Genomic DNA, 12,319 nt, shown 5'->3' on the forward strand with positions numbered 1-12,319 from the left:
TGAACGATTTACAGGCTTAACACAGAAGTCTTTTCTTTCTCAATGACAGGACGGGGAATGTCTCCTTTCTTACGCGCACCGATTTCTTCAATGATTTTGGCGAAGCGTGCTTCGTTGAGTTTGTAAAATACGCCCATGATGATCGCCGCGCTGATCGCCAGTAAGCAGGGCCAGATAAAGATCAGCTGGCGCAAGCCGAGTAAAGTCGCGCTGCTTTGTACCGCATTCGGGATATACCCGATCTGGGTCAGCATGATGCCGGGCAGAAAACCGGCGAGCGCGGCGGAGATTTTTCGCGAAAAGGTGTAACCGGTATACACCGAGCCTTCGGCGCGGATGCCGGTTTTCCATTCGCCGTAATCGACGGTATCCGGCACCAGCGCCCAGTTCAGGCTGTTGACAAAGGCGGTGCCAAAGAACGCCATGCAGGAGAACAGCACAAAACTCAGCGAGCTGTTTCCCCACAGGAAATTAAAGATATCGCCGGTCGCCCACAGCAGTAATCCGCCCAGATACACCTGTTTTTTACCAAACCGTTTCACGCAGCCCGGCACCAGAAAGACACCGACCAGAATGCAGCCCATGCTGAAAAAACCCATCCACGACAGCAGATGAATATCGTTGAGGACGTACTGCGTGTAATACACCTGGATCGCCAGTTTGATGTTAAACGCCGCCAGCGTACACAGGTTGGCGAGGCACAACACCAGCAAGGGCGGATTGCGAAATATGGCGCGGAACGACCGCAGAATGCCGGATTTATGCCCCGCAGGCGTGAGTTCAACGTAACGTTCCCGCACGCCGCGATAGCACCAGCCCATACACAAAATGCCGCAGGTGGCGAAAATCAGCGCGGCGGAGAAATACCCCACCGACGGTGAAGCGCCGAGCAATGCCTGCACCGGCATAAACCCGACGGTACAAAGCAGCAACCCGAGGGTCGCGCCGCCCTGCCGCCAGGCTGCCAGCTGTGCCCGTTCGTGTGGATTTTTGGTGATGGCGGGCACCATCGCGCCGTACGAACAGTTCATCAGGCTGTAGAACAGGCCGAACAGCATAAACAGTACGGTGGCGAGCGCCGTCTTCACCGGCAGGCCAAAATCATTCGCCATAAACTGCGCGGTCGCCACCAGCCCGACCGGCACCGAGGCATAGAGAATAAACGGCCTGAACTTGCCCCGCGCGCCAATACGGCGGCGTGAATCGAGTAACACGCCGGTCAGCATATCGGTGAAGGCGGTGAAAAATTTCGCCACCAGAAAGATGATGCCGCCATAAAACGCCGGCATCCCCAGTTCATCGGTATAAAATTTCAGCAGATACAGCGTGCCGATACACAACATCAGGTTCGAGCCAAAATCGCCCATTCCATAGGCGCACTTCTCACGCAACGTCAGCGGATCAGGGTGATGACACTCTTTCATAATCGATCCTCACAGTGAATGCCTTATGCCGTCTGCTTGCGCTGCTCGATTTCGGCCACGATGCGTACGTACATTTTCTCATTGAGGTTATAGAAGCAGCCCATCGCCACGATGGTGATCGCCGCCAGCGCGCAGGGATAGATGAAGATCAGCTGGCGCAGCCCTTCCTGCGTGCCCGCCGACTGCACGACGTTAGGCACATAGCCGATTTGCGTCAGCATCAGGCCGGGGAAGAAACCCGCCAGCGCCTGCGAGACTTTGCGGAAGAAGGTAAAACCGGTGTAGACCGTGCCTTCCGAACGCACGCCGGTGCGCCATTCACCGTATTCCACCGTGTCGGAGACCAGCGCCCAGTTCAGGCTGTTGACGAACGCCGAGCCGAAGAACGCCAGACAGGAGAACGCCACAAAACTGACCGAGCCGCTGCCGTAGAAGTAGTTGAGGATGTCGCCGACAATCCACAGCGCCAGACCGCCGATATAGACTTTTTTCTTGCCGAACCGCCGCACGGCAGCGGGCATCAGGAACACGCCGATGAAAATGCATCCCATGCTGAAAAAGCCCATGTAGGAGAGCAGGATCGGATCGTTGAGCACGTACTGCGTGTAATACACCTGAATTGCCAGTTTGACGTTGAACGCCCCCAGCGTGCAGAGATTGGCGATGCACAGAATGAACAGCGGACGGTTACCGGCAATCGCCCGGAATGACTGCAACAGCCCCGGTTTTTGCGTGTGACTGGCGGGCTGCGCGTCGACATAACGCTCTTTCACCCCGGCATAACACAACCACATAAACAGCAAGCCCACCAGCGAGAACAGCGTCGCGGCAAAAATATAACTGCGCTGCGCACTGCCTTCCAGCAGGTTCATTACCGGCACAAACCCGACGGTACACAACAGCAGCCCCAGCGTGGCTCCGCCCTGACGCCATGCCGCCAGTGAGGCGCGTTCGTCCGGATTTTTAGTGATGGCAGGCACCATCGCGCCATAGGAACAATTCATCATGCTGAAAAATAATCCATACAGCATGAAGAGCAGCGTCGCCACCACGGTTTTACCGGTGATCTCCAGCGGCGTGCCGACGAAATTGGCGACCGCCAGCAAGGTCACCGGAAACGCGGCGTATAACACGAAGGGGCGGAATTTGCCTTTCGGCCCGATTTTACGGCGAGAATCCAGCATGATGCCGGTGCCCATATCGGTAAACGCGGTAAAGAATTTGGCGATCAAAAAGATAATGCCGCCGTAAGTCCCCGGCAGGCCGAGCACGTCGGTGTAAAATTTCAGCAGATACAGCGTGCCGATATCGAGCAGGATATTGGAGCCTAAATCCCCCATGCCGTAGGCCAGTTTTTCCCTGAAAGGCAGGCGCAGGGTCGCAGGGTTTTCCGGTGTTGTCTGACTCATTATTATTCTCCTTCACCTGCCGGAGCGATGTCCTGAACCCCGGCGGGTGAGCCTTATCAGAGGTAACGTAATTCGCCGAACAGCGCTGCCCACTCGCTGTCTGCACGATAAAAGACCGGCGGTTTACCCAGCGGCGCGGCCACTGTGATATCGCCGCCTTGATGGGTTTCACCGGTCCAGGCGTTGATCCAGGTATCCTGCGGCAGATACAGCGACCACTCGCTGCGCCCTTCTTCATGCACCGGTGCCACCAGCAGATCGCGGCCAAACAGGTACTGGTATTTCAGCGTGTAGGTACGGGTATCGTCTTCATAATGCAGGAACAACGGCCGCATCACCGGCAAACCGCTCTGGCTGTTATGCTTCACGGCCTGTCTGATGTAAGGCTTGAGATGGGTGAACACGCCGGTCATACGGGCGAAATGCGCGATGGTTTCCGCATCGCCGTCAAACTGCCAGTTATCACCCGGACGGTTGCCTTCGTGGGTGCGCATCATCGGCGTGAAAGCGCTGAAATCGCACCAGCGCAGCAGCAGTTCTTTGCTGCGTTTCATATCAAACAGCGTGGTATAACCGCCGATGTCGCTGTGATGCAGACCGTGGCCGCTCATCGCCAGTGATAAAGCTGCCGGGATCACCGAGGCCAGCCCGTCATCCAGGCTCCAGTCAACGTTCTGATCGCCCGCCCACATCATGGTCGAATACTTCTGGCTGCCGGTGTATCCGGCGCGCATAAAGAACAGCACCTCGCCGAGTTTGCCGGTTTCCTGCAAGGCTTCGTAATTGCACTTCGCCCACAGGGCGGGCCAGGCGTTGTGCATAATTTCCGCGCTGACGCCGTTATGCAGGAAAGTATCAGTAGGCAGATATTCGCCAAAATCGGCCATCCAGCCGCCACAACCCAGCTCAATCAGGTTCTTCTTGATGACGTCTTTAAACCACTCATAGGCCGCGGGATGAGTCAGATCGACCACGCCTGCGTAAAACTCACCGAACTCTACGTGGTAATCCTCGCCACGGGCGTCTTTGGTCAGATAGCCGTGTTCGGATGCCTCTGCGCATAAGTCACGATCGCTGGCGACGTACGGATTGATGTAAGAAAGAAACTGCACGCCCTCTTCTTTCCAATGCGCGATACGCTCGTCGAGTTGCGGATACAGCTCGCAGTTCCACTTCCAGTTCCACATCACACGTTTGCCAAACGAGGTCATGCGGATACCTGACCAGTCCTGCGCCCAGAGGCCGTTGACCTTCACGCCGCCGTCACGCATGGCGTCGAGTTTTTGCTGGCAGACGTCCGTGCCCCCCTGAATGCCCAGCGTCACGCCGTCGTACACCCAGTCCGGCAGTTCGGGCTGGCGGCCTAACAATGCGGTGAGTTTTTCCAGCAGGCTGATATAGCTGTCGGCGCATTCAAAACGCAGCGTGGCGTTGTCTTCCCAGAAGGCCAGTTCGTGATAATCCGGCGCACTGAAATCGAAATTCATATAGCCGCTGTTTTCAACGTGGCAGTAAACTTTCTGCGTGCTGACAAAAGTGGGTTGCGGGAAGAACGTCCAGTAATAGTCGCCGCCTGCGTTCTCTTTGCAGTCGGCCTGCCAGGTGACATAGGTCTGTTTGTTGCGCCCGACGCCCTGTTCGCTGGTCCACAGCGGGAAGGGTTTGCCGCGCAAATCAAAGTAGGAAAACTGTTCGCCGCAGCCGTAAATATGATCTTCTGGCTGTGCCGCCAGCCGCAGCCAGATGCGGTTATGCGCGCGGTTGTCGTTTTGCAAAGTCAGCTGTAAACGCCCGCTGTCATCGGTGGTGATCACAAGCGAAGCGCTGAGGCTGTCGCCCCGGCTGAAATGCAAATCCCATCCCGCCGGCTGCGCGGTAATTTTTACCTCGGTCAGGGCCACCTTTTCATTCAGGCGATCTTTAATACTGAAATTGCCACGGAACATCTCGATATCCGCCTCGCCGCGGCCAATCCATAAACAGGGCGCTTGCGCGGTATGACGTAAAATCAGGCGCTGCTGATAAATCAGCGAAAATTCATTATTACCGGCGATAAATTCAATCTGAGTATTTTTATTTTGTAGGGTACTCATGATGGTCTCCGTGATGTTTATTTTGCATTGATGTCCAGCAGACCGGCGGCCACGGCGGGTGCCAGCCCCGGTGCCAGCGGCAGGCGCGGGATCACCAGACAGTGCAGAAGATGATAAATATCCTGTTTGCCATCCCAGACTTTGGTGGTGACTTTGTTGTCGGTATCCAGCTCCTGCCACCACGAGCCGTTTTCATAGTCCATCAGGTATTTGACGCAGTATTCCCACCATGTCTGATACCAGCTTTCGTATTGCGCTTCGCCGGTCAGGCAGTGCAACGCATACGCGGTGCCCATCGCCTCCACAATGGGCCAGCGCACCCGTTCGCGCACAATAGGCTGCCCTTCCCAGTCCACGGAATAAACAAAGCCGTCTGCGCCGTCTGGTGCCCAGGCATCGCGGATCGTGGCGTGGAACAGCCCTTTGGCATCTTCCAGCAGCCAGGCTGGCGGCGTTTCAAAACGGGCTTCAAGCGCGGCATGAAGATGCAGCATCAGGCGGCCCCATTCGATCCAGTGGCCGGGCGTGCCGCCGTAAGCGCGGAAACGGTGCGCCGGATTGTCTTTGTTGTAATCGCGGATCGGGTTCCACTGCGTATCGAAATGTTCATTAACGCGATACTCACCCCGGCGGGCGACGTCATGAATGATCACCGAGGCAATTCTCAGTGCGCGATCCAGCCATTTGCGCTCGTGCGTGACGTCGTAAACGATCAGGAAGGCTTCGACCGCGTGCATATTGGCGTTACCGCCGCGATAGGCTTCGGTTTCGCTGAACGCTTCATCCCACGACTCGAGACACATCTGTTCGTCTTCACTCCAGAAGTATTTTTCGATCACACCGATGGCCTGATCGAGCAATGCTCTGGCGTCGGGATGGCCGGTGGTGACCGCGCTGGCCGCGCCCAGCAGGACGAAGAAATGCTGATAACCTTGTTTCGAGGCATCCACCACGCCTTCATCGTTTACGCAGGCGTACCAGCCGCCGTGCTGTTTATCCGCCAGCGCACCGTTGAGCGCGCGGATGCCGTGATCGACCAGCGAATAGGCACCGGGACGGCCCATGCCTGCGGCAACGGAATAGACGTGCAACATGCGGGCGGTGATCCACAAATGGGTGCCCATATCGGCCCGCACCTGTCCGTTATTGCCCAGCCAGCCGAAGCCGGTGGGCACGGCGGCATGTTTACCAAAATCGAAAATCCGGTCGGTTTCCTGCTCCAGCCAGCGGTGGTGGCTCATCGTGTTAAACCATTTCATTTTCCACTCCTTTCGTTAGCGGCGGCGCGCCATCATTTCGTCCACGATTTCACCCAGACGCTGCAATTTCGGCGCGGAAATGTCCCGGAGCATCAGTCCGGCATCGGGTAAACCGACCACGGATGACCAGACCGCACGGCCTGCGAGGAAACCGGACGCGCCCGCCGTCATGGCGACACTGACCGCGCGCGGGAAGAGTTTTTCATCGACGCCGGAAGAGAGGATCACCCACGGCATATGAATATGTTCATTGAGGTGTTGCGAGGCGCGCAGCAGTTCGGCCTGCGTGCCGCGTCCGCTGAGCGGCATTTCGACTTTATAAAGGTCAGCGCCGCTGTCGCCGAGTTCTTTTGCAGCGTCGATAATGGCCTGTTCGCGGTCAAATTTGTCGCCACGACGCGGCGGCCTGACCACCGGCTCGATAATGCTCAGCAAGCCGTGCGCATGGCAGCGTTGATTGAAGGCTTTCACCATCTCCAGGCGCTGTTGCGGGTCTTCATCGCTGCGCCACAGCACCAGCAATTTCAGCGCCTTGCCGCCGTTTTCCCTGACCTGCTGCGGATCGACATTGTTGTCGATCACCACGCTGTCCACCGGAATGCCGTTGCCCGGAATAAATTCGTCTGCCGCGACAATCATCGCGCAGCTTTTCGCGATGGCCTGTTGCTCAACAATCTGGCGGTAACAGAACTGCTGATCGACCAGAATCGCGGAGGCGTACGGCGATAAAATCCGCGCAGCATTGACTTTAAAATCGGTCAGCACCTGATCGGTGACCGGGGCTTTTGCGCCTGCGGCCATGAACATTAAGCGCATCGCTTCCCGCTGATCGACCGCCAGCATGGCGAAGCCGCCGGAAGGACGGGTGATATCGTTAAGGCTGTAGTGAGTCATGCAACTTTCCTTGGTTAATGCGTTACGGATGTGTTTTCTGAGGCAGACCGGCGCTGGTGCGCACCTGCTCGAGAATGGCGGTCCAGTCCTGACGCCCGCGCCCGGCGGCGCGCGCCTGGTTGTACACTTCGCGGGAAGCCGCACCGAGCGGCATCGGCACATGCAGCTGGTTGGCGACGTCCAGCGCGATACCGAGATCTTTATGGGCGAGGTCAATCATGAAGGCCGGTGACAGATCGCCTTTCAGCACTTTGTTCGGCCATGAAGTCGTGAAGTGGCCTTTTCCGGCAGGGGTTCCGCTCATCACCTGCAACGCCACATCGAAAGAGAGATCCAGCGCTTCGCACAGCACGGCGGCTTCGGCGGAGAGCGCATTCAGCGCGATGCTCATGTAGTTATTGATCAGTTTGACGCGGATGCCTTTGCCCGGCCCGCCCGCATTGATCAGCTCTGATCCCATCGCCATCAGCACCGGCGTGGCACGCTCAACCTGTTCCTGCGTACCGCCAGCCAGCAGCAATAAGGTCCCCGCGACGGCGTGATCGGAGGTTCTGCCCACCGGCACGTCCATCAGGCTGAACCCTTTTTCGTGCATCTGTGCGATCAGCGAGTCGGTCTGCAACGGGTGAATGGTCGACATGTCGATCACCAGCGCCGACGGACTCAGGGTTTCGCAAATGCCATCGCGGCCAAAAAGCACATCGCGCACCAGATCGCCGTTGGGCAGCATGGTGATGACAAATTCTGCGCCCTCCGCCGCCTCTGCCGCGCTCCTGCTGCCTGTTGCGCCCTGCCGCCCCAGTGCTGCCACCGCCTGCGGATTGACATCGAACACGCTGAGGCGGTGTCCCTGCTTAATCAGATTGGCGGCCATCGGCGCGCCCATTTGCCCCAGCCCTATAAATGCCACATTTGCCATGCGTCTCTCCTTTGCGCTGATCAGCCATGTCACTTTTTGATAATCAGCGGTGTCTTTGTTTGTCGTTTTTTGATCGTATTTGTAATTTAGAGTCAAAAAATTGACAGCCATCACTTTTTTAACAATTCGCTGAATTAAAATAACCTCATCAAAACACGCTTAAGGAATAGCCATGATTCGCATTGCCTGTGTCGGGATCGCCGTAATGGACCGGATTTATTACGTGAATGAATTACCTGCGGAAGGAGGGAAATATGTCGCTGAAAAATATCATGAAGTGGGTGGCGGCCCGGCGGCCACGGCAGCGGTGGCGGCGGCTAAACTGGGCGCGCAGGTGGACTTTATTGGCCGCGTGGGCGATGACGATACCGGCAACCGGCTGCTCGCGGAGCTGGAATCCCTGGGGGTAAACACCCGCTATGTCCGCCGCGTTGAGCAGGCCCGTTCGTCACAATCCGCCATCCTGGTGGATCAGCACGGGGAGCGGATCATCATCAATTATCCCAGCCCGGACTTGCCCGTTTCCGCGACCTGGTTGCAGGCGCTCGACTTTTCGCAATGGGATGTGGTGCTGGCGGATGTGCGCTGGCACGACGGCGCGAAACAGGCATTTACGCTGGCGCGTCAGGCCGGTGTGCTCACCGTGCTGGATGCCGATGTGACGCCGCAGGATATCGCCGGTCTGGTGACGTTAAGCGATCACAGCGCATTCTCTGCCCCCGGCTTGCAACGGCTGACCGGCGAAGCAGATGCCGGTTCTGCGTTAGTCAAAGCCCAAACGCTCACAAAAGGTCAGGTGTATGTCACACAAGGCGGGCAAGGTTGTCTGTGGCTGGAAAATGACAGCCTGCATCATCAGCCGGGTTTTGCCGTCAGGGTGGTGGATACCACCGGCGCGGGGGATGTTTTTCACGGTGCGCTGGCGGTCAGTCTGGCGCAGGGCGCCTCTTCCGGCGAAGCCGTGCGTTTTGCCAGCGGGGTGGCCGCACTGAAATGCACACAGCCGGGTGGCCGTGCGGGGATCCCTGACTGTGATCAGACCCGGTCTTTTTTGTCACTTTCTGTATAGAATACGACTCATACGCTCATTTTAAAGGATGTATCCATGAGTCTTACTGAACTGACCGGCAATCCGCGTCACGATCAATTGCTCGGGCTGATTGCCGAACGCGGTTATATGAACATTGAAGAACTGGCGGCGCTGCTGGATGTATCGACCCAAACCGCCCGCCGCGATATCCGCAAGCTCAGCGATCAGGGGCTGATCACCCGCCATCACGGCGGCGCGGGACGTGCCTCCAGCGTGGTCAATACTGCCTTTGAGCAGCGCGAGATATCCTGGACGGAAGAGAAAAAAGCCATTGCGGAAGCCATTGCTGATTACATTCCCGACGGTTCGACGGTATTTATCACCATCGGCACCACCGTCGAGCAGGTGGCGCACTCGCTGCTCAATCACAACCGGTTGCGGATTATCACTAACTGTCTGCGCGTCGCGCATATTTTGTATAAGAATCCGCGCTTTGAAGTGATGGTGCCCGGCGGCACGTTGCGCCCGCACAACGGCGGGATTATCGGCCCGGCGGCCACGGCGTTTGTCGCCGGATTCCGTGCCGATTATCTGGTGACCAGCGTCGGCGCGATTGAAGGTGACGGTGCCCTGCTGGAATTTGACGTCAACGAGGCCAGCGTAGTGAAAACCATGATGGCGCATTCACGCCATATTCTGCTGGCGGCCGATCACACCAAATATCATGCCTCGGCAGCGGTGGAAATCGGCAACGTCTCGCAGGCTACGGCGCTGTTCACCGACGAACTTCCGCCCGCCGGATTGCTCAAGGTGCTGAAAAACCATCAGGTCGAAGTGATTAAAGTCAGCGCATCGGAATAAAAAAAGCCGACATTTCTGTCAGCCTTATACACATCCAATCCCCTCAATAATTCGGGTTACGGGAAGGCAGTAAGTTCAGGAAGCCCCGGGAGCAGGGACGTAGCCTGTGACCGGGGTGAGTGAACGCACCCAACGCATCCGTAGCCCGAAGTATGACGGGAATTTACTGGACGGCGGCGAAAGCTTCAGCCACCTGTTTCACATTGTGGTGATTCAGACCTGCCATACAGACGCGGCCGCTGAGGATCAGGTAAACACCGAATTCCTCACGCAGACGGACAACCTGCGCTTCGCTGAAACCGGTGTAGCTGAACATCCCGCGCTGTTGCAGCAGGTAGTCAAAATCACGGCCCGGCAAGGCGGTTTTCAGGCTGTCGACCAGCGTGTGACGCATTTCCAGAATACGGGTACGCATCTTCTCCACTTCCGCTTTCCACTGGGCATTCAGCGCGCTGTCGCTCAGGACTTTCGCCACCACTTTTGCCCCGAAGTTCGGCGGGCTGGAGTAGTTGCGGCGCACGGTGGCTTTCAGCTGACCCAGTACACGTCCCGCCGCGTCGCTGTCTTCACAGACCACAGACAGGCCGCCGACACGTTCGCCGTACAGGGAGAAGATTTTTGAGAAGGAGTTACTGACGAAGCAGTTGACGCCCGCAGCGGCCATCGCGCGGATGGCGTAAGCGTCGTCGTCGATGCCCGCGCCAAAGCCCTGATAGGCGATGTCGAGGAACGGGATCAGCTCGCGCTGTTTGGTAATTTCAATCACCTGATCCCACTGCGCTGGCGTGAGGTCAGAACCGGTCGGGTTATGACAGCACGGGTGCAGCAGCACGATGCTTTGCGCCGGTAAGGTTTTCAGGCGTTCAGTCATCGCGGTGAAGTTCACACCCAGCGTTTGCGGATCAAAGTACGGATAGGTATGGACTTTAAAGCCCGCGCCACCAAAGATCGCCACGTGGTTTTCCCAGGTCGGGTCGCTCACGTAAACGTCTGAATTCGGGAAGTAAAACTTGAGGAAATCCGCACCGACTTTCAGTGCGCCGGAACCGCCGACGGTCTGAATGGTCGCGATACGCTGTTGTTTCAATGCCGGATGATCCGCACCAAACAGCAGTTCCTGAATGCCTGCGCGGTACGCCGGCAGACCTTCCATTGGCAGATACACTGACGCGGCCTGTGGCCCGGCGTTCAGCTGTTGCTCTGCATTTTCCACCGCAGCCAGTTGCGGAATAATACCCTGCTCGTCGTAATAAAGACCGATGCTCAGGTTTACCTTATCTTGTCTCGGATCGGTCTTGAAGCTTTCCATCAGCGACAAAATCGGGTCACCGGCATAGGCATCGACATGTTGGAACACGGTATACATCTCCTTGGTTTGGTTGAGTGGCGCTGCGATCCACGTCCGGCAGCCCGGCGCATCGCAACTGTTTCACAGACTATCAAAGTTCGTTAAAAAAGATGACAACTATGTTGTCATTTTACGGCGGGTTTTTGCACAAAAAGCCGGGCATCAATACGTCGCGCAATCTGGTGCTCACGAAACTTCCCGATAATAAAATCGACAAAGACCCGTGTCTTCGCCGGAAGCAGTTTATGTGTCGGGAAATACAGAAAAATACCGCCAGCTTCCGCATACCAGTCGGGCAGAACCCGCACCAGATCGCCGTTCTCCAGCGAAGGCAGCAAATCCGGCATATTGCCCATCACAATGCCCAGCCCCATGACCGCCGCGCGGCAACAGGCTTCGGGTTCGTTGAACGTCATCCGCAACGGCAATCCCACCGGCGATTGCTGTCCGGCGGCATTGCGCAGCATGTAATTGCGTATCCGGCCGGTTTGCGGCGAACGGATACGGATGCCGTGTCCGCGCGTCAGGTCGTCCGGCTCGAGAAACGGCGGATGCTGGCGCAGATACGCCGGTGACGCCGCCAGCACCGCGTGCACCGGTGCCAGTTCGCGCGCCACAATGCCCTGCGGCAGTTCGAAACCGCCGCCAATCGCCGCATCATACCGCTCGCCGATCAGGTCAATTTTGCGGTTATCGAATTCCCAGTCGGGCTGAATATCCGGATAGAGTTCCAAAAATTCGGCCAGCAGCGGCAAAATAAAGTGCATACCAAAAAAGGTGCCCATGCTGACTTTCAGCGTGCCGGAAGGACGTTCAGTCGACGTCGAAAGCCCCTGCATCGCCATTTTTACCGTGGTCAGGCCGCCGCGCACTTCCTGCAAAAATCGCTCACCGGCCTCCGTCAGCATCAGCTTGCGTGTACTACGCTGAAACAGGCGCACGCCGAGTTGCGTTTCCAGCGTCGTGACATTCTTACCCACTGCCGCCGAGGTCAGCCCGAGTTGCCGCGCCGCCGCAGAAAAGCTGCCGGTATCGGCGCTGATCACAAAGCAATCCAGATGAACAAGCATGCGTTCTCTCCG

The 12,319-nt window shown here is 57.2% G+C and carries 10 protein-coding genes; 2 read left to right on the plus strand and 8 right to left on the minus strand.

Going from position 1 to position 12,319, the window contains the following annotated elements:
- Positions 1–8 precede the first annotated feature (8 nt).
- From J9880_RS05820 to yihU, 6 genes are read right to left on the minus strand one after another with little or no spacing between them, the layout of a single operon-like run.
- Positions 9–1,424, minus strand: a complete 1,416-nt coding sequence (locus J9880_RS05820) for an MFS transporter (RefSeq protein WP_095924340.1) — start codon at positions 1,422–1,424, stop codon at positions 9–11.
- A gap of 23 nt (positions 1,425–1,447) precedes the next feature.
- Entirely contained in the window at positions 1,448–2,833 is a 1,386-nt protein-coding gene (locus J9880_RS05825) for an MFS transporter (RefSeq protein WP_131694000.1), read from the minus strand.
- 56 nt (positions 2,834–2,889) lie between these two features.
- Positions 2,890–4,926 carry an alpha-glucosidase gene (locus tag J9880_RS05830; protein WP_232770209.1) on the minus strand — a complete coding sequence of 679 codons (2,037 nt, stop codon included), beginning with the start codon at positions 4,924–4,926 and terminating at the stop codon, positions 2,890–2,892.
- 17 nt (positions 4,927–4,943) lie between these two features.
- Complete coding sequence (gene yihS, locus J9880_RS05835) at positions 4,944–6,185, minus strand: sulfoquinovose isomerase (protein WP_133823655.1); 1,242 nt, start codon at positions 6,183–6,185, stop codon at positions 4,944–4,946.
- 15 nt (positions 6,186–6,200) lie between these two features.
- Positions 6,201–7,079 carry a sulfofructosephosphate aldolase gene (yihT, locus tag J9880_RS05840; RefSeq protein ID WP_119823711.1) on the minus strand — a complete coding sequence of 293 codons (879 nt, stop codon included), beginning with the start codon at positions 7,077–7,079 and terminating at the stop codon, positions 6,201–6,203.
- Between the two features lie 22 nt (positions 7,080–7,101).
- Complete coding sequence (yihU, locus tag J9880_RS05845) at positions 7,102–7,998, minus strand: sulfolactaldehyde 3-reductase (protein ID WP_095924335.1); 897 nt, start codon at positions 7,996–7,998, stop codon at positions 7,102–7,104.
- A gap of 172 nt (positions 7,999–8,170) precedes the next feature.
- Between yihU and J9880_RS05850 the strand changes: the two genes are divergently transcribed.
- Together J9880_RS05850 and J9880_RS05855 are read left to right on the plus strand one after the other, a co-directional pair.
- Positions 8,171–9,067 (plus strand): sugar kinase, encoded by an 897-nt coding sequence (locus tag J9880_RS05850; RefSeq protein ID WP_119823715.1) that lies wholly within the window; start codon positions 8,171–8,173, stop codon positions 9,065–9,067.
- 36 nt (positions 9,068–9,103) lie between these two features.
- Positions 9,104–9,889, plus strand: coding sequence for a DeoR/GlpR family DNA-binding transcription regulator (locus tag J9880_RS05855; protein ID WP_095924333.1), 786 nt, complete (start codon positions 9,104–9,106; stop codon positions 9,887–9,889).
- A gap of 163 nt (positions 9,890–10,052) precedes the next feature.
- Here the strand turns inward: J9880_RS05855 and J9880_RS05860 are convergent, their stop codons facing one another.
- Both J9880_RS05860 and J9880_RS05865 read right to left on the minus strand, forming a co-directional pair.
- The gene (locus J9880_RS05860; RefSeq protein WP_095925259.1) at positions 10,053–11,246 is read right to left on the minus strand and encodes an amino acid aminotransferase; all 1,194 of its coding nucleotides are present in this window, start codon (positions 11,244–11,246) and stop codon (positions 10,053–10,055) included.
- Positions 11,247–11,362: 116 nt separating this feature from the next.
- A complete protein-coding gene (locus tag J9880_RS05865) occupies positions 11,363–12,307 on the minus strand; it encodes a LysR family transcriptional regulator (protein WP_095924332.1) in 945 nt (314 codons plus the stop codon).
- Between the last annotated feature and the right edge of the window lie 12 nt (positions 12,308–12,319).

Source organism: Rahnella victoriana (genome assembly GCF_021276285.1).
Lineage (GTDB): Bacteria > Pseudomonadota > Gammaproteobacteria > Enterobacterales > Enterobacteriaceae > Rahnella > Rahnella victoriana.